This is a genomic window from Rhodohalobacter sp. (assembly GCF_041686455.1).
GTDB lineage: Bacteria > Bacteroidota > Rhodothermia > Balneolales > Balneolaceae > Rhodohalobacter.
The window spans coordinates 5,091-23,643 of sequence record NZ_JAWLDW010000035.1; the positions used below are offsets into that span (position 1 = coordinate 5,091).

19 protein-coding genes and 1 tRNA gene are annotated in these 18,553 nt (G+C 42.8%); 10 read left to right on the plus strand and 10 right to left on the minus strand.

The window, feature by feature from the left end; all coding sequences use genetic code 11:
• Window positions 1-140 precede the first annotated feature (140 nt).
• From tnpA to ACESM0_RS06295, 5 genes are all read left to right on the plus strand, one after another.
• The gene (gene tnpA / locus ACESM0_RS06275) at window positions 141-587 is read left to right on the plus strand and encodes an IS200/IS605 family transposase (RefSeq protein WP_372904733.1); all 447 of its coding nucleotides are present in this window, start codon (window positions 141-143) and stop codon (window positions 585-587) included.
• A gap of 1,008 nt (window positions 588-1,595) precedes the next feature.
• The gene (locus ACESM0_RS06280) at window positions 1,596-1,859 is read left to right on the plus strand and encodes a DUF6932 family protein (RefSeq protein WP_372904735.1); all 264 of its coding nucleotides are present in this window, start codon (window positions 1,596-1,598) and stop codon (window positions 1,857-1,859) included.
• Between the two features lie 135 nt (window positions 1,860-1,994).
• Entirely contained in the window at window positions 1,995-2,147 is a 153-nt protein-coding gene (locus ACESM0_RS06285; RefSeq protein ID WP_372904737.1) for a hypothetical protein, read from the plus strand.
• 12 nt (window positions 2,148-2,159) lie between these two features.
• The gene (locus ACESM0_RS06290; protein ID WP_372904739.1) at window positions 2,160-2,624 is read left to right on the plus strand and encodes a helix-turn-helix transcriptional regulator; all 465 of its coding nucleotides are present in this window, start codon (window positions 2,160-2,162) and stop codon (window positions 2,622-2,624) included.
• Window positions 2,617-2,814: a hypothetical protein gene (locus ACESM0_RS06295; RefSeq protein ID WP_372904741.1), complete on the plus strand. Its 198-nt coding sequence runs from the start codon at window positions 2,617-2,619 to the stop codon at window positions 2,812-2,814. Before ACESM0_RS06290 ends, ACESM0_RS06295 begins: the two co-directional genes overlap by 8 nt.
• Window positions 2,815-2,904: 90 nt before the next feature.
• On the opposite strand, the gene ACESM0_RS06300 is transcribed toward ACESM0_RS06295, so the two are convergent.
• Both ACESM0_RS06300 and recJ read right to left on the minus strand, forming a co-directional pair.
• Window positions 2,905-2,977: transfer RNA gene (locus tag ACESM0_RS06300), tRNA-Phe, on the minus strand.
• An 83-nt stretch (window positions 2,978-3,060) separates the two neighbouring features.
• Window positions 3,061-4,773 (minus strand): single-stranded-DNA-specific exonuclease RecJ, encoded by a 1,713-nt coding sequence (recJ, locus tag ACESM0_RS06305; RefSeq protein WP_372904743.1) that lies wholly within the window; start codon window positions 4,771-4,773, stop codon window positions 3,061-3,063.
• 335 nt (window positions 4,774-5,108) lie between these two features.
• Here recJ and ACESM0_RS06310 point away from each other — a divergent pair, with 335 nt between their 5' ends.
• The 4 genes from ACESM0_RS06310 (at window position 5,109) to ACESM0_RS06325 (ending at window position 9,483) form a co-directional block, all read left to right on the plus strand.
• The gene (locus ACESM0_RS06310; protein ID WP_372904745.1) at window positions 5,109-6,281 is read left to right on the plus strand and encodes a Glu/Leu/Phe/Val family dehydrogenase; all 1,173 of its coding nucleotides are present in this window, start codon (window positions 5,109-5,111) and stop codon (window positions 6,279-6,281) included.
• 112 nt (window positions 6,282-6,393) lie between these two features.
• Entirely contained in the window at window positions 6,394-7,218 is an 825-nt protein-coding gene (locus ACESM0_RS06315) for a DUF6159 family protein (RefSeq protein WP_372904747.1), read from the plus strand.
• Between the two features lie 77 nt (window positions 7,219-7,295).
• A complete protein-coding gene (gene hslO, locus ACESM0_RS06320; RefSeq protein WP_372904749.1) occupies window positions 7,296-8,201 on the plus strand; it encodes an Hsp33 family molecular chaperone HslO in 906 nt (301 codons plus the stop codon).
• 4 nt (window positions 8,202-8,205) lie between these two features.
• Entirely contained in the window at window positions 8,206-9,483 is a 1,278-nt protein-coding gene (locus ACESM0_RS06325; RefSeq protein ID WP_372904751.1) for an NAD(P)/FAD-dependent oxidoreductase, read from the plus strand.
• A gap of 22 nt (window positions 9,484-9,505) precedes the next feature.
• On the opposite strand, the gene ACESM0_RS06330 is transcribed toward ACESM0_RS06325, so the two are convergent.
• From ACESM0_RS06330 to lpdA, 8 genes are all read right to left on the minus strand, one after another.
• The gene (locus ACESM0_RS06330; RefSeq protein ID WP_372904753.1) at window positions 9,506-9,952 is read right to left on the minus strand and encodes a HesB/IscA family protein; all 447 of its coding nucleotides are present in this window, start codon (window positions 9,950-9,952) and stop codon (window positions 9,506-9,508) included.
• Window positions 9,953-9,974: 22 nt separating this feature from the next.
• A complete protein-coding gene (locus ACESM0_RS06335) occupies window positions 9,975-10,652 on the minus strand; it encodes a helix-turn-helix domain-containing protein (RefSeq protein ID WP_372904754.1) in 678 nt (225 codons plus the stop codon).
• 52 nt (window positions 10,653-10,704) lie between these two features.
• Entirely contained in the window at window positions 10,705-11,715 is a 1,011-nt protein-coding gene (locus ACESM0_RS06340; RefSeq protein ID WP_372904756.1) for an NAD(P)H-dependent glycerol-3-phosphate dehydrogenase, read from the minus strand.
• Between the two features lies 1 nt (window position 11,716).
• Complete coding sequence (plsY, locus tag ACESM0_RS06345; RefSeq protein WP_372904758.1) at window positions 11,717-12,406, minus strand: glycerol-3-phosphate 1-O-acyltransferase PlsY; 690 nt, start codon at window positions 12,404-12,406, stop codon at window positions 11,717-11,719.
• Between the two features lie 68 nt (window positions 12,407-12,474).
• Window positions 12,475-13,353, minus strand: a complete 879-nt coding sequence (gene lipA / locus ACESM0_RS06350) for a lipoyl synthase (protein ID WP_322570497.1) — start codon at window positions 13,351-13,353, stop codon at window positions 12,475-12,477.
• A 20-nt stretch (window positions 13,354-13,373) separates the two neighbouring features.
• Window positions 13,374-14,126 carry a lipoyl(octanoyl) transferase LipB gene (lipB, locus tag ACESM0_RS06355; protein ID WP_372904760.1) on the minus strand — a complete coding sequence of 251 codons (753 nt, stop codon included), beginning with the start codon at window positions 14,124-14,126 and terminating at the stop codon, window positions 13,374-13,376.
• Window positions 14,127-14,324: 198 nt separating this feature from the next.
• Window positions 14,325-15,023: an energy transducer TonB gene (locus ACESM0_RS06360; RefSeq protein WP_372904762.1), complete on the minus strand. Its 699-nt coding sequence runs from the start codon at window positions 15,021-15,023 to the stop codon at window positions 14,325-14,327.
• Between the two features lie 210 nt (window positions 15,024-15,233).
• Complete coding sequence (gene lpdA, locus ACESM0_RS06365; protein WP_372904764.1) at window positions 15,234-16,655, minus strand: dihydrolipoyl dehydrogenase; 1,422 nt, start codon at window positions 16,653-16,655, stop codon at window positions 15,234-15,236.
• 240 nt (window positions 16,656-16,895) lie between these two features.
• Between lpdA and ACESM0_RS06370 the strand changes: the two genes are divergently transcribed.
• On the plus strand, window positions 16,896-18,553 hold a 1,658-nt coding region (locus tag ACESM0_RS06370), incomplete at its 3' end, for a glycoside hydrolase family 97 catalytic domain-containing protein (RefSeq protein ID WP_372904766.1).

Sequence of the window (18,553 nt, forward strand, 5' to 3'; positions counted from 1 at the left end):
ACCCCGAGCTGTGCACGGGGCTATTCACGTTCAATCCCATTCGGGATTGATAAATACCAAATTATTGTCATCCAGATTTGCAGTTTTGACAAATGAGGTTAGATTTTAAACTTATCCAAAATAAATCGAGAGTCAGAAAAATGAGCACTTATACCCAAATCCTATATCAAATTGTCTTCAGCACCAAAAACAGAAAACCAGTACTCCTCAAAGAAAACCGTGAAAAATTGTACAAAGATATCTGGGGTATCCTGAAAAACAAAAATTGCCATCTTTATCGGATCAACGGCGTTGAAGACCATCTGCATATTATAACCCATCTGCACCCATCTATTTCATTATCAAACCTTGTAAAAGATATTAAACTGGGAAGCAGCAATTATATGAAAGAGAATCAACTATTCCCGGATTTTGATGGATGGCAGGAGGGTTACGCTGCGTTTACATATACAATCAAAGAAAAAGAGGGTCTTATCCGATACGTGCAAAACCAGGAAGAACATCATAAGAAAATGACGTTTAAAGAAGAATTGGTAGTACTGCTGAAAGAACATAATGTTGAATTTAATGGAAGGTATTTGGTGTAGATTTATTGTAAGCGTGCTGTAAATTTGAGTCAGAAATGTTTTATCGTTGTCACAAATCATATATCCGAAGTAGATTAGTGTAAATATCTCCGTGCGAAGCCCGGGAAAAGAAAGATGGCGACAATGACAGAACCCCGAATGGGGTTCAACAACAATAGCCCCGGGTACGGCCCGGTGGTTACGAAACGATCATTTCCCGATTCAGAACTCCGAAGGAGTTTAATGTAATTAGCCCTGAGCGCAGCTCAGGGAAACAAGACAGGAAATGTATTTCAGAACCCTGAAAGGGTTCAACCCCTCTCGGGGTTGTGATGCGGCATTGTACCATTCATACCCCGAGCTGTGCACGGGGCTATTCACGTTCAATCCCATTCGGGATTGGCGAATACACTTTGAAAAATTACAAATCCGGTAATCCCATACATCCAAATTCCGACAGTGTTATTTAAGAGAAGAGCGCTCGTCTTAAATAGCAGAGTTTCTTATTTAAATTTTAGACGGATTTCTTAAATAGCAATGGTACTATTTATCTTTCATTGAAAAACTTTAAAGCCGGAAAACAACTAACCCAAGGTCTTTACGAAAGTTTTGAACCTGCACTGCTTCTCAGGAATTGGCATCTCGACAATCTGTAGGTTATCGAGCTTTTTAAGCGAAGAAAACCGGCTCTACATATTTAAAGATTACCTAAATCTGTTTAAAACCTGATCAACTATTTGGGAAAGGGCTTGGATTGTGCGGCAATATCACTCCGCCGAAAGATTTGGATGAGCTTCTTTCATATTATGAAACAATGTTCCACTCTGACCAGTCGAACTGAGAAAACTGAAAAAGGACTTTCTAATTAAAACTACTCCAGCTTGTCTGAATTTGACGATGAACGAGTCGTTGATCTTGAGGAGTTATGAGGGGTGTTGAAAAATTTGATAAAAATGAATTGGAACAACAATAATTAACATTAATGTTGATTATGTATATTCTTAACAAATTTGTTAAGTTACATATATAATGAAAGATGGCATTGCGTTTAACAAGCATGGATTGTTACCTAAAGGTGACTATTTGTACACGTTTGATGAGCTACGTGCCTCTATTTTTGTGAATGGTCCAAAAAAGCCAACGATTCCTGACTGGGACAGTGAATGGAGGGCACATCTTGTAAATCAGGCTGAGATTCTTGGAAAGCAGTTATGGGATATCGGTATCACCGAGATCTGGCTGGATGGTTCTTTTGCTGAAGCGAAGCCACATCCGAACGATATCGAAGGATAATTTGAATGTGACCTGTCCGAATTTGCAAGCGGCTATATCGAGAGGGAACTGAACAAGAGAGATCCGTATAAAATCTGGACGTGGGATTCAGCATCGCGCAGAAGCTATCGTGGTTAGGAGAAAAAACAACTTCCGATGTGGCATAAATATAGAGTTGAGTCTTATCCACACTACGGACAGAATAGCGGAATTACGGATAGACATGGAAATCCTGAACTGTTTCTGGCAGCGTTTCGGAAGTGCCGGAAAACAAGCAGGGAAAAAGATATTATTAAAATTATAAAGTAATGGATTACGGTCATGATCAGATCTGAAAAAGAATACCAAAAAGCGATAGAAAGGTTTGAGGAAGAACGAAAGGTTATGGGTCGGCAGCGAGCTCATTTTGAGGAACTGGGCCACGCCGGGGAGGAACTGGAACGCCTGATGCAGCCGCTGGTTTCATTTCATAATCAGCTAAAAGAGGAATTAGAAGCTTACGAGGATATGAAGCGCGGTAATCTTGGAACACTGTACGAGTTTAACAACATCGGCCGATGGCTGATTGGCGTGCGTATCGCTTTAGGGCTTTCACAAAAAGAATTTGCCAAGGAACTGGGTGTTTCAGAAGCACAGGTATCACGTGATGAGAATAACGAATACCACGGAATTACCCTTGACAAAGCCCAGCGTATTCTGGAAACATTCAATGTCAGGTTTAAGGCAGAAATTGAAGAGCCTGTCTCAAAATCCCGAAAGGATAAAAACCCGATGTTGTTTGCATAACAAGCATCCAAATATTGAGGAACTATTTCCTGGCGGTTTTACCGGTTCATCCGGAAGTAAAATTAAGGGGCAAGTTGGGGGCCGTGTTATAGAAACAAGCCTTAATGAAGCTAAAAAAGCCATTTTGGAAGTATTGAAGGAAGAGCAAATAACTCAATTTCGCGTAAAATTGAGGAAAAGGAGAGAATAACTAATTGGTTACAAACAGAATATTTGTTTGTAACCTTATCCAAAAAAAAAACCAAGCTATTGACTGGCAATAACTTGGTTTACTCGAGTGTGGGACCGGGCGGAATCGAACCGCCGACACACGGATTTTCAGTCCGTTGCTCTACCGACTGAGCTACAGTCCCTCTTCGAAGACTCCAAATATAAGGGCTTTTCAACCTTTACTCAAAACCGATTGTCTGTTTTTCGGAAATAAATTTATATCCACTTAATTGCGAACCTTAATATCCTTCAGCCGCATCTGTATCGTTCTCTTTCCGTTCCAGTAGTTCTCTTCAAGCACATAGGCCACATCCATTTTGCCAGCGCTGCATTTTCGCAGTGTCGGCAGATATTCATGCATGTTAAACCCAATGGCGTCGATGACCGCCGAACCGTTTTGCCTTACCTTAAATTTCAAATGGCCATTTCCCACAATACTGGGTACACCTTCAATACATACGTCTTTTGAAACAAAAATAGGACGCATATTCCCGGGGCCAAATGGCTCAAACTGAGACAATAGCTTCCAGAATTTTGGCCCCACTTTTTCAAGGTCTAAATCCGCATCGATCTCCAGCTCCGGTAAAAAATCATTATCCGATAGTTTCTGAAACCCGATTGAGTTCATTCGATTCCTGAACTCGTCCAGATTCCCGGCATCCATGGTCAGACCGGCTGCAAATTCATGTCCGCCGAACTGCTCCAGCAGATCCTCGCACTTTTTCAGGGCGTTGTAAATATTAAAGCCTTTAATAGATCGCGCCGACCCTTTGATCTTTCCCTCTACCGTGCTGAGCATAATGGTTGGCCGGTAGTAGGCGTCCACCAGGCGGGATGCTACAATTCCGATAACGCCTAAGTGCCACTCGGGATGATGCAGCACCATGGTAGAGAGATCTTCAACGTTGTAATTATTTTCCAGCATGTTTACGGCCTGCTCCATCGTTTCACTGTCCGTGGAACGGCGCCTGATATTTATGGACTCCAGCTCTTTCGCATATTTTGATGCGCGTGTGGCATCCTCAGAAATCATCAACTCCACAGCTGCTGTGGCATCACCCATACGTCCGGCCGCATTTATTCTCGGCCCGATGGAAAATACAATCGTGGAAGTGGAAACCGTTCCGGGTGTTATTTTAATCTGATTCAGCAGCGCCTTAATTCCAACCCGCGGTTCTGTATTGATTAATAGCAGACCTCTTCGCATCAGATAGCGATTTTCATCAACAATCGGAACAATATCGGATGCAATAGAGATGGCAACCAGATCCAGAAATTGACTGGGAATCTCTTTCGACAGTCCAAGTTTTTCCACCGTGCCCTGAACCAGTTTAAAACCGACCCCGGCCCCCGATAGACCATCGAAAGGGTAGTTGCAATCCAGCCGTTTCGGATCCAATACAGCCACAGCGTCCGGAATCCCGTCAGCTACAGTATGGTGATCACAAATAATCAGATCGATTCCATTTTCTTTTGCAACCTTTGCCTCTTCAAAAGCGGTAATCCCACAATCAACGGAAACGATGAGATCGGCATTGATTTCTATGGCGTGACGTATTCCATCGGGATTGATTCCATATCCTTCCTTAAAACGGTGTGGAATGTAGTAGCTTACATCAAGCCCAAAGCTTTTAAGAAACGTATAGAGGATGCTTACAGCGGTTGTACCGTCAACATCATAATCGCCATAGATTAGCACTTTCTGGTGATTACAGATTGCCTCAGCCAATCGGGAGGCTCCGGTTTTCATATCTTTCATCAGAAATGGATCGTGCAGCTTCTGTTTTTCAGGCCGAAAAAACGACTTTGCTTTCTCAAAACTCTCTATGCCCCGAATCGCCAGCAACTGGGCGATCTCTTCAGGCACATTTAGCTCTTCTTGTAAATTCCGGACAGACTCTTCCCTTTCAGGTTGTGTATAAACCCATCGATATGCCATGATTTGTTTCCTGTTTTATTCTCATTTAAAAGGCAAAGGAGTGTCACCCCGGCAGTGCCAAACAGTGTTTTACACTGTAATAACCTTAACAAAAACTTAATATTCTATTATAACAAAAGGAGAGGAGAATATGAGATTAAATCAAACGTAGATATTTAAATAAATCCTGAATCTTTCTTCATAACCTGTTCGTAAATTATTCTCAATTTTCGCCCCTTATGAGATGGCAAATTTATGAAATCAGATTTTGCTTCCTGTCAATTCTCAGATAAAATCAGTAATTTGGAAGCGGTTCCAATCGGATGGTACACGATTAAATTTTAAACCTTTTAGTTATGAAAGAATTAGAAAATATGCTTGACAAAGAGAGCGAAATCAACGAGGATTTTCAGCTATTTAGTGACTTAAATGACCTTGAGCACGAACAAATCGTGTTCTGTTCACGTCCTGAAGTTGGACTAAAAGCAATTATTGCAATTCACGATACAACATTGGGGCCCGCTCTTGGCGGAACCCGAATGTGGGATTACAAATCTGAAGCAGAAGCCATTCGCGACGTGCTCAGGCTTTCTCGCGGCATGAGTTATAAATCAGCTATTTCGGGATTAAACCTCGGCGGCGGAAAAGCTGTAATTATCGGTGATGCACAAACTCAAAAAACAGAAGCACTGTTTCGCGCATTTGGCCGATTTGTAGACGGGCTCGGCGGTCGCTACATCACAGCCGAAGATGTGGGCATGACCGAAAAAGATATGGAGTGGATCTTCTCTGAGACAAAATTTGTAACCGGTATTCCAAAAGAGCTGGGCGGAAGCGGCAACCCATCACCCGTAACTGGTTATGGAGTGTACATGGGGATGAAAGCTTCAGCCAAACGAGCTTATGGCAGTGACTCACTTGAGGGAAAACGGATTGCTATCCAGGGAGCCGGCTCGGTTGCATCTCACCTTGCCCACTACATCAGTAAAGAGAATGCAGAACTCTTCATCTCAGATATTTTTGAAGAGAAAGCTAAACAACTTGCCGAGGCAACCGGCGCTGAAGTTGTTAAACCTGACGATATCTACACACTTGATATGGATATTTTCAGCCCATGCGCTTTAGGAGGCGTGGTGAATGATGATACCATCAACTACCTGAAATGTGACATTTTAGCCGGCGGAGCCAATAATATCCTGGACCACGAAGAGAAACATGGGAATGAACTGATCAAAAAGGGAATTCTTTATGCACCGGATTATGTAATCAATGCCGGTGGTCTGATCAACGTTGCCAGCGAGCTTGAAGGATACAACGAGAATCTGGCAATGAATAAAGCATCCAGAATCTACGATACCGTTCTGGATATTTTCGATTTCGCCGAAAAGAACAACATCCCAACTATTGCAGCATCCAATGCTCTTGCTGAAAAGAGAATTGAATCTGTTGGAAAAGTCGGAACGATCTACTCATCAAAAAGTCACTTTTCAAAACGAAAAGGCGAGCAGTATCTGAGAGACCGTTCTTAATTTTTAGCACAAAACCCTGACTATTCAACTGAGCAGCCCGGTGAAAACCGGGTTGCTTTTTTTTGGTAAAGAGTAAGATTATACTACACTTACAAATCAAACCTATCTTTCCATGAATCGATTTTCTGCTACCTGGTCACTCATGAAGAGTTCACTGGCCATTCTTCTTGAAGACAAACGAATGTTGCTCTTCCCTGTTTTCTCAGGTATTTGCACCCTTTTGGTAGGATTTACGTTTATACTTCCGCTTCTGTTTACGGGCGGAATTAGTTCTCTTGCCATATTTGAGTCACTCTCAGATACGATGATGTTTTTTACTCTTTTTATGTTCTACTACCTGAACTACTTTATCATCATTTTCTTTAACTCTGGCGCAATTCTTTATGCGATCAAACATATCCGGGGAGAGGAGCCAACCTTCGGAGAGGTTTTTAACGAATTAAGAGGCCGGCTGCCACATCTTCTGGGGTGGACCGCCATTGCAGCTACTGTGGGAATTATCCTAAACTCAATCGAAAATCAATCTGATATTATCGGTAAAATTGTTGCGGGTTTGATTGGGCTCAGCTGGACGGTCACCAGTTTTCTCGTACTTCCGGTTTTGGTCATTGAAAGAAAAGGACCCATTCAGTCACTCAAAGAGTCGGCCGGAATGCTAAAAAAGTCGTGGGGCGAACAGCTGATTGGTCACTTCAGCTTCGGGTTGATTTTTGCAATTTTACTAATCGGTGCGACAGCCATCACAATTCCCCTGTTTTTACTTGGTGACGTATTCATATTTATCGGAATTGCAGTACTTATCCTCTTTGGGCTGGTTCTGGGTGTTTTTCAATGGATTCTTCAATCTATTTTCATGGCAACTCTGTATCTTTATGTGCGTGAAGACAGACTACCCGGCTCATTTTCAAAAACACAGATTGATCAAGCCGTCAGATAGGATAATAACCGATCCCGACTCATCGTTTATTGCACTGCTATTCAATTACTCCAATTTTTTATTCAACCAACATTAGTATGTCACTCAAAAAGAAGTTTAAGTTCAAAGATCGTTTAATCAAGGGGATTGACCCCAACGGACAGTTTAAAATCAGCGTAGTTAAAACGACAGATGTTGTCCGAACTGCTCAGAAATATCACAATCTTTCGTTACTGAACACCATTTTGCTGGGCAAAACCCTAACCTCGGCCATGCTTCTCGCCTCTGAGCTGAAAGGGGAAGAGCGCATCCAGATTCGCATCGACGGTGACGGGCCTGTTGGTATGCTCACAGCCGAAGCCAATCGTGTGGGAGAAGTTCGCGGTTACTCATCGAATCCATCCGTAGAATTGGATTACAGCAATCCGGATACTACTATTTCCAAAGGCCTGGGGAATGGTGTGCTCACCGTTACCAAAACCCTCTATAATGAAGCAGATCCGCGGCGGAGCTCTATTGCACTGGTAAACGGGGATATCAATTCTGATATCGCTCATTATATGGCGCAGTCTGAGCAGGTGCTCTCTGCATTCTTACTGGATGTGAGCCTGAATGATGACGGTTCCGTAAAACATGCAGGCGGAGTACTGCTGCAACGGCTTGCCGAAGCTGATGAGGAGAGCGTTGAAAAACTCCAGGAAACCCTTACAAAATTACCGCCACTTGGTGAACTTTTTGAGAACGATTATTACATCGACGACATTATGAAAGTGGCTACGCAGCCATTTTCTGTAAAAGAGCTGGATCGCCAACCGGTTCATTTTTTCTGCCGCTGTTCGCCCAAAAGGTTTAAAAATGCACTTTCGATGCTCGGATATGAAGAGCTGAAAGAGATGCAGGGAGAGAGTCAGGAAGTTGTATGCAACTACTGTGGCTCAAAAGTGGAAATATCCGAAGAAGAGATTTCAGAAATGGCTAAAAATGCGAAGGCGAAAATGAATTAAATAGATGAAAAATCGACCTGAGATTGTAATTGTAGGCGGAGGCTTCGGCGGTATCTCTGCTGCAAAAGCTCTCCGCAAAACAAACTGCAACATAACTCTGGTCGATAAACGAAATCATCACCTTTTCCAGCCTCTCCTCTATCAGGTGGCCACGGCCGCTCTTTCACCAGGAGATATTGCGGTACCTATTCGCGCTATCTTTGGCGATGATAAAAATGTAAGAACCGTTTTGGGAGAAGTTGTCTCCATAGATAAAACGAACAAACGTATTCATATTTCCGACGACAGCTCTATAGATTTCGACTATCTGATACTCGCCCCGGGTGCCATCTACAACTATTTTGGAAACGAGCGATGGAAAAGTCACGCTCCCGGTTTGAAAACACTTAAAAATGCCCTCTCCGTCCGTGAACGCATTCTGATCTCTTTAGAAGAAGCGGATAAGCTGGATGATCCTCAAGATCGAAAAAAATATCTCACATATGCAGTCATTGGCGCCGGACCAACCGGAGTAGAAATGGCAGGTGCAATTGCTGAAATTGCAAAACGAAATATGATGAGGGATTTCCGGAATATTGAAATAGAGGAGACAGAAATTTTCCTGATTGAAGCCGCCGAAAATGTTTTGAATGGCTATCCTGAGGATTTATCAAATAAAGCCAAGTCGGATCTTGAAGAGATGGGCGTGAAAGTACTTTTGAATAATCCCGTCAAATCCATTCGGGAAGATGGTGTAGAACTTGAAAACTCTTTTATTGAAACCCCCAATATTATCTGGGCAGCAGGAGTAAAAGCCTCACCGTTGCTCGGTTCATTAGATTGTAACCTGGACAAAATGGGACGTGCATTCGTGGAAGAGTATTTAAACATTCCGGATCACGATTCAATTTTCGTGATTGGTGACGCCGCCCACGTTAAAGATGAGGATGGGCAACCTCTTCCGGCTCTTGCTCCCGTAGCCCTTCAGCAGGGTAAGTATCTTGCTAAACTGATCAAGAAACGAGAGAGCGGTAAAAAAACTTCCTCCTTCAAATATGTTGACAAAGGTACAATGGCCACGATTGGAAGAGCTAAGGCCGTAGCCGATATTCGCGGACTGAAGTTCTCAGGATTTCTGGCCTGGATGCTTTGGTCCGTAATCCACATCTTTTTTCTGATTGGATTTAGAAACCGGTTCAGGGTTTTTGCTGAATGGATGTGGCACTATTTAACATTCAAAAGGGGAGTCAGATTGATTACGAATGAGCCCGATGGGTCTCAGACGGACAGTGATGATTCTTAGGTATGAGTAAAACATGATCGGATTACACCGCAAATGATGATCCACACCCGCATGCTTCACTGGCGTTCGGGTTTTCGAAGGTAAAACCGCGAGCATCCAAACCGTCGGGATAGTCAATCACAATACCATCCAGATACAGCATGTGATCGGGTTTTACGATCACTTCCAATCCCTGCGTTTCAATCAATTCATCTTCATCCGTACGAATATCAAATCCAAGCTTATAGCTTAAACCTGAGCATCCGCCGCCTTCAACAGCTACCCGCAGGTAAAGTTCATCATCCAGATTTTCGTTCTCTTTGATTTTGAGAACCTGTTTCGCCGCTCGTCCGGTTAGTTTAACGCCCTCTCCATTGGAGAGCTCTTCAAACTGTTTCCGGAACTTCTCTTCTGTACTCACCTCTTTATCTTGCTCTTCGTCTATCAGAGAGGCGATCACATCATCTAAATTTTCATTTTGATTAGCCATAAATAAAAACAAGTTATTGCAGTTACTTTACAGAATTTGCAAAGGTAAAATAATCTTTCTCCGATTTTCTGAACAATTTCAGAACTCCGGCACTCACTAAATTAATAAGAATTTTGGACGCACGATAGCTTGTAACGTTTATAAGCTCGGAAAATTTCCGAACGTTGATTTCTCCGTATTCATTCAAATAGCGGAAAAGCATCTGTTCATTTTTTCCATACTCGAACGTAACACCTGTACTTGAATACTGTTGTTTTAAGATCTCTGTTTGTTCGTCACTGGCCAAAACGCTTTCATCCTGAAATCTCACAAAAACCTGCCGTTTCTTTTTTCCTTTCAGGTACACAGGTTTTTCAGTTGATTCCGGTACACGAACAACCATAACATCCGCATCGGGCAGATGTACCAATTCAATATAAATTTGAACCGGAGGTACACACAGTTTTTGAGCTGCTTCCTGAAGTAAAAACTCCTCTTCAAAATAGGCTCGTATGCCCGCAATCTGCTTATTATCATGAACTCCAATGAGAATTGTGCCACCTGATGTGTTCGCGAATGCAGCAATTTCTCTTGCAATTTTAGACGGTTTTGGGACAGTTTTTTTAAACTCTAAAAATGTACCTTCGCCGGTTTGAATTAAATTTCGGAGATCGGAGGGGTTCATGTCTGAAATGACAATTTCTCCATTCGGCAGTTTCATATTGCTTATCTGATGTTACTGATACCGTTTTCAATGAACTGTTAGGAAATATTTAAATCATTTTTTCCTCTTTAGGATTCCTGGTCATTAGGTCTTCAACGACATCCGAGGGAGGAATATTTTCGAATAGTACTTTGTATACTGCATGAGTTATCGGCATTTCAACATTATTTTTTTTAGCCCATTGACAAACGGATTCTGCTGTTTTTACACCTTCAGCTACCATGTTCATACCGGATGTAATTTCACTCAGGCTTTTCCCCTGACCAATATTATACCCAACAAATCTATTTCGGCTGTGTTGACTTGTACAAGTTACAATCATGTCGCCCATACCGGTTAATCCTGCGAAAGTATCCATGGATGCTCCAAGTACCGCTCCCATTCGTTTCATTTCATGTAATCCACGAGTCATTAGGGCAGCTTTTGCATTATCTCCCAGCTCTGCACCGTCAACAATACCTGCCGCGATAGCCATGATATTTTTTACTGCGCCCCCGATTTCCACACCTATGATATCATTATTAAGATATACGCGAAAGCGCGATGTCATAAATGTTTCTTGTATAATTCGAGCTACCCTGGTGGAATACGCTGCAGCAACAACCGTAGTTGGCTTGAGCAGTGCAACTTCCTCTGCGTGGCTAGGCCCGGTGAGCACACCTATTTGATCCTCCAGCACGGTTTCATTCAAAACGTCCACCAATATTTGCGAAGGAGCCATCAAGCTGTCTTTTTCAATTCCCTTCGCAACGCTCACTACAATTTCATTTCCTTTCAGAAAGGGTTTTACATTTTCGGCAACTTCTCTTAGCGCATGTGAGGGAGTGGCAAATACAACCATTTCTGAGTCTTTAAGTGCCTCCTCCAAAGAGTGAGTTGCCTCTATTGAATCCGGTAATTTTGTATCTGTCAGATAAAAAGGGTTAAATTTTTTGTTATTTATTCCTTCAACAACATTTTTTTCCCGTGCCCATATCGACACAGAATATTTTTTCCCTCCCAATACAACAGACATTGCCGTACCGAAACTTCCGGCTCCTATGATACTTATCTTGTTCACTTTACGTCTCATTTTTATTTAACCTCCCACTTGAAGGTTTGAAGGATTTTATGCGGTTTTCTGTACCGTTTAGCAAACGCTTGATATTCCCTTTATGCTTGATGATGATACCAAGTGCGATAGCACTGCTAAACAAAATAATGCTGCCATCAATATCGTAGCCAAACCCATAACGCAGAACCAATTGGGAAAAGGGATAGATTAACGATGCGAAAATGGATCCTACAGAAACATATCGGGTACTGAACATGAGGATCAGAAAAAGACCCAATGATATGCTAATAGATACAGGTTCAATTCCATAAAGCATCCCACATGCGGTAGCGGCACCTTTACCGCCTTTAAACTTCGCATACAGCGGAAACATATGGCCAATTACTGCAGCCAAACCCGATAAAATGACTAGCATGGCATCCACATCCCAGCCTTGGTAGAAACTTACGGGTCCGTCTCCAATACTATATGCCAATTGACTGATTACAAGGGTAGAGAGCAGACCTTTCCCGAAATCGAAAAGAAGTACAATTGTACCCGCTTTCCATCCCAATACTCGAAATGTGTTGGTTGCTCCGGCGTTACCGCTGCCATGTTCTCGTATATCAACCTTAAAAAAGATTTTTCCCATCCAAAGGGAACTTGGAATAGACCCAATAAGGTAGCAGAGAATAAATACAACAACGATGGATAGCATGGAAGCGGTTCCTAAAGGTCAGGGTTAATATTCAGCTGATTATTTAAAGAAATCACTTTAGATAAAAGCTAAACGTGTCGCTCAGCGTGGTATGAAGAGCGTACGAGTGGTCCGCTTTCTACATGCTCAATGCCCAGCTTTTCGCCAATCTCTTTGTATTCCGCAAACAGATCAGGATGAACCCACTCTACCACCGGGTGGTGCATTTTTGTTGGCTGCATATACTGGCCAATTGTAAGTACGTCTACATTGTGATCTACACAGTCCTGCATCAGTTCGATCACCTCTTCTCGTGTTTCTCCCAAACCAACCATAATGCCGGTTTTGGAACGGACACCCTGTGCCTTCACTCTTTTTAAAAGCTCCAATGATCGCTCATATTTAGCCTGTGGACGAACGGTTCTGTATAGCCTTGGAACCGTTTCAAGATTATGACTCAAAACATCGGGAGGTGTGTCGATTACGGTTTGCAGAGCATCCCACGCCCCTCTGAAATCCGGTATTAACGACTCAATCGTTACTCCATCAATCGTTTCGCGAAGTACTTTGTGACATTCAGCAAAAATTGGCGCACCGCCATCTTTTCGCTCATCCCTGTTCACGGATGTAAGCACTACATGCTTTAACTTCATTTTTGCTGCGGCATCTGCTACACGGCGCGGTTCGTCCCAGTCGAGCCCCTGAACCGGACGGCCGGTCTTAACTGCACAAAATGAGCAAGAACGCGTACAAACATCACCCAATATCATAAATGTGGCTGTACCGGCCCCCCAGCACTCACCCATATTTGGGCATCGGGCCTCTGAACAGACCGTATTCAGATTGTTATCGCGAATAGTCTCAGAAACCTCTTTAAATTTCTCGCCTGATGGCAGTTTAACACGTAACCAGTCCGGTCTGCGCTTTGAGGGTCCTTCTTTATCTATAATTTCAAGTTCTTTAATCATAACACGTTCTGTCTTCGTCGTTATTCGGCCTTCAATTTGAGTGAGTTAAGGTAAGAAAATTGTTGCTCTGGTTCAGGTTTTTGCACCTTTGGATTTAAGGCTACATTAAAAACGTCACCAAAGTGCTTTTCCAGACACTGCTTTACATTCTCGGGCTCAATTCGTTCTCCGGTAAGATCTGATAGACTGGTGACTGATTTATCATTTATTCCACAGGGTACAATGTGATCAAAGTAGGTTAGATCTGTATTTATATTAAATGCAAAACCGTGCATGGTTACCCACCTTGAACAGCGGATTCCCATTGCGCAAATTTTTTGCTGACCAACCCACACTCCTGTCAGTCCCTCTATTCTTCCTGCTTCAATATCAAAATCTGCACAGGTTCGAATAATTACTTCCTCTAAAAATCTCAGGTATTTGTGAATATCCGTAAAATGCCTGTCTAAATCGAGAATTGGATACCCAACAATTTGACCTGGTCCGTGATAGGTGATGTCGCCACCACGATCAATTTCGATATATTCGGCATCAATCTGGGCCAGTTCCCCGATAGCTTTCAGCAAGTGAGAAGAGCTGCCGCTTTTGCCTAGCGTGTATACGTGTGGATGTTCAACAAAGAGGAGCATATCGTTTTCTGTATACTCGTCCATGAACCCATCGCGGATTAATCTTTTTTGGGTAATTAATCCGTTTTGTAGCTCTTTTTGCAGCTCCCAAACAGGGCGATAGGAAGATTTGCCCAAGTCATATACATCGATGTACTTCATCATAATCGAAAAGATAATTAAAATTCTGCATAATTAATCTTTGCGATTGATAAATGATATTACCAAATAGTAAATAAAATAAGGGTCCTGAAAAGTTATAACATGTCACCTTGCCAAAGCGTGTTCAGGTAAAGTTCCATCAATAGCTTACGTCAGAAACAGCAGTTCGGTTTACCTCAATGATTTAATATGTAAATCTTCCTACTCCTTAATCTTGAAAAATATGGGCAGTGAGTACTGTACCCTCACAGGTTTACCGCGCTGCAGGCCAGGAGTGAATTCAGCCGTTTTAATAACTCTTAATGCTTCTTCATCGCAACCACCGCCAATACCGCGAACAACTTGCGGATTCACTACTTGTCCATTTTCATCCACGATAAACTGAATGTGCACCCGGCCTTCAATTCCAGCTTTTCTGGCTCTTTCCGGATAGCGAATCTGTTCCTGCAGATCCATCAGGTCTCCTTTCAGTTGAGGCATCTCTTCCACGAATACAAAAAAGTCTTCCTCTTCAGATTCGTCTTCTTCTTCCGCCGACGGGGGTGGGGGAGGTGGAAGCCTGCTTTCCGAAAACATGTCGAGCTCTGAATCGATATCAATGTCAATATCTTCGATGATTTCATCGTTGGGCACTTCTACCGGAACCGGTGGCCGTGGAGGTGGTGGTATTTCTGGCTGTTGGCGGGTCTGCACGATCTCCTCCATCATCACCTCTTCTTGCGAGTCAAGTACCAGGTCTTCTTCCTCTGCAGCCGGCATAATATCAACGCGAAATAGTATAATAAATATCACCAAAGCAAGGATAAGCCCTGTTTCCCATAGAATAGTGTAATAATTTCTTAGGTCTATATTGTTATTCTTATTCCCCTCTGGTCCGGGTATTCTATTTTTTGTTGTCATTTCGAACCTCTCATTTTATTGGTCGTACAATCTTTTTTATGATCCGTTCACCCCTCTCTATTTTAAAAATAGCATCCAATTATTAAGAGTTTATGTATTTTTCGTATTAACGTACCTTTTTATCTTAAATACGGTCAAAAATAAAAAGGCAGGTCGTTAAACCTGCCTTAAAAGCAATTTATAAATATTAGAAACCAGCTAAATCAGCACTTATTTCTTCTTCGGTTTTGATCCGAGGTGAACCCCTTCGCCGTATGCTTCAGCAACAGCTTCCATCACCGCTTCACTCATGGTTGGGTGAGGGTGAACCGCACTTATAATTTCGTGCCCTGTTGTTTCGAGGTCACGAGCAACAACGGCTTCTGCAATCAGTTCCGTTACGTGTGAGCCGATCATGTGGCACCCGAGCCACTCACCGTATTTCGAGTCAAAAACAACTTTTACAAAACCTTCTTCATGACCAAGACCGGAAGCCTTACCGCTGGCAGAGAATGGAAATTTACCGACCATTACATCATAGCCTTCCTCTTTTGCCTGTTCTTCCGTCATTCCAACAGAAGCGATCTGAGGCTCACAGTAAGTACATCCCGGGACGTTATCGTAGTTCACGGGAATTGGATTTTCACCGGCAAGCTGTTCAACGCAAACCGTAGCTTCGTGAGAAGCCTTGTGTGCCAGCCAAGGAGCACCAATCACATCACCGATAGCATAAATATTGTCCGCTGATGTTTTATAGGTTGATTTATCAACAACAATGTCACCTTTTTTGGTTTCAACACCCGCTTTTTCAAGGCCGATGTTTTCAACGTTTCCAACAACACCTACAGCAGAGAGCACCATATCAGCATCTACTTCTTCAGTTCCTTTCTTTGTCTTAATCGTTGCTTTAACGCCTTTACCCTTTTTCTCTACTTTCTCAACAGAGCTTTCGGTAAAAATATTAATTCCTTTCTTCTTGTAGATTTTCCCAAGTTCTTTTCCAACATCTTTATCCTCTACAGGGACTACCGTTTTTTGAAGCTCTACAAGTGTCACTTCTGTACCGATAGAGTTGTAGAAATAGGCAAACTCAACACCAATTGCACCGGCGCCGATAATTACCATTTTCTTCGGTTGCTTTTCAAGCTGCATCGCTTTTTCGGAATCGATAATCATTTCACCATCGATCTCCAGATTTGGAAGCTGACGCGGTCGAGCACCTGTAGCCACGATAAAATGCTTCGCTTTTACAGTCTCCTGCTCTTTTTCTTTTTCATCCTGAATAGCCAGCTCTTTATTCGATTTGAATACGCCGGTTCCGTTCAGAACTTCAATTTTATTGGCTTTCATCAAAAACTGAACGCCTTTACTCATCTTGTCGGCAACGCCCCGGCTTCTTTTAATCATCCCTTCAAAATTGGGGGAGAACTCTTTTACATCCACTCCATAGTCAGAAGCATGAGATACGGTTTCAATGACTTCAGCTGAACGTAGCAGCGCTTTGGTTGGAATACAACCGATATTCAGGCAAACTCCGCCTAAAAATCTTTTTTCTACAATTGCAGTTTTAAAACCTAGCTGAGAGGCACGAATAGCAGCTACATAACCACCTGGCCCACTTCCAATTACACAAACGTCAAATTCTTTTGCCATGTCGAATTAAGATCTTATGATTTCAATAATTATTACAGGGCTATCCTCTATTCCAAAAATCAGCCCTGCTGCTTGAATACGTATTTAAACAGCACATAAAGTTACGGAATCTAATTCAGATAATTAAATGGATCATCGGCCCAATTTATGAATGGAAACCCATTCAATTTTTAACTTTAATTGGAAGTCTAAATTCAGCTATTTTACAGGTTCATACTATTCATTTATCAAGCCGACCTTATGAAAATTCAAACCATTCTTTTTTCAGTCATCTCTCTCGTTTTGTTTTCAGCCTGCACCAACCAAAACACCCAGATTGAGTCGCCAGGAGGCACCAATAGCATTGACTTTTTCCTCGATGAGGGAGTCCCCTACTACACAGTTCAACATGAAGACTCTCCGGCCATTACAACATCCCGGCTAGGCTTTGAGTTACAGGATCAGCCGGCTTTGGATGGCGGATTTGAAATTAGTTCTGTTGAAAAATCAGACTTTGACGAAACCTGGACTCAGGTTTGGGGTGAAAAAGAGGAGATGCGGAATAACTACAATGGACTAAAAGTAACTCTGAAAGAGACCGAAGAGCCAAACCGTGAACTAACCGTCGTTTTTCGCGCATATGATGACGGTATCGGTTTTCGATATGAATTCCCGGAACAGCCAAATTTACAAGAGTTCAACATTATGGATGAACTCACCGAATTCAATATGACCGATGATCACGAAAGCTGGTGGATCAGTGCACTTCAGTGGAACCGGTATGAGTATCTCCCAGAACACACTCGTCTCGCAGAAGTGGATACCGTAATTACACCATTCACCATGAAAACGGAAGACGGACTGCACCTGGCCCTGCATGAAGCAGCCTTGGTTGACTACTCAACCATGAACATTGAGCATACCGGGGAAAATCAGTTGAAAGCCAACCTGGTTCCCTGGCATGATGGCGTTTTAGTTCGGGCAACTACCCCTTTTGTTACGCCCTGGAGAACGCTTCAAATTGGAGAAAGCGCAGGAGAACTGGTTGAGTCATATCTAATTCTGAATCTGAATGAACCCAGTAAAATTGAAGATACTTCCTGGATTGAACCCGCTAAATATGTTGGAATCTGGTGGGAAATGCATCTTGATAAATCAACATGGGGCTCAGGACCCATCCACGGTGCCACAACCGAAAACGCAATGAATTACATTGATTTTGCTGCAGAACACGGTTTTGATCACGTGCTGGTGGAAGGATGGAATCCCGGCTGGGACGGAGACTGGTTTGCTGATGGCGTAGTGTTCGATTTCACCCGACCAATGGACGACTTTGAGCTCGAACAGGTTGCCGAATATGCTCTCGATAAGGGTGTAAGACTGATGGGACATCACGAAACATCCGCTTCCGTGGAACACTACGAAGGCCAGATGGACGAGGCATTCCAGCTTTATAATGAACTGGGAGTTCGGGCTGTTAAAATGGGATACGTTGGCCACGGACAAGAGATTTTCTGGACGGATGAGGATGGCAACAGAAATTATGAATGGCATCACGGACAGCATATGGTTCGCCATCATCAAAAAGTAGTGGAGCTGGCAGCAAAATATAACATCTCCCTGAATGTACATGAAGGCGTAAAAGCTACCGGCCTACGCAGAACCTGGCCAAACCTGATGACAAGAGAAGTTGCTCGCGGACAAGAATATAATGCATGGGGCAGCGGAGAGAATGTTTGGGACGGTCCCGGAAATCCACCCAATTATGTAACTATTCTTCCTTTTCATCGAAATCTTGCCGGCCCGTTCGACTACACACCCGGTATTGTAAACCTGCTTTTTGATGAGTACAAACCTGACAACCGAATTAATCACACGCTGGCAAAAGAGCTGGCCCTTTATGTTGTGATCTACAGTCC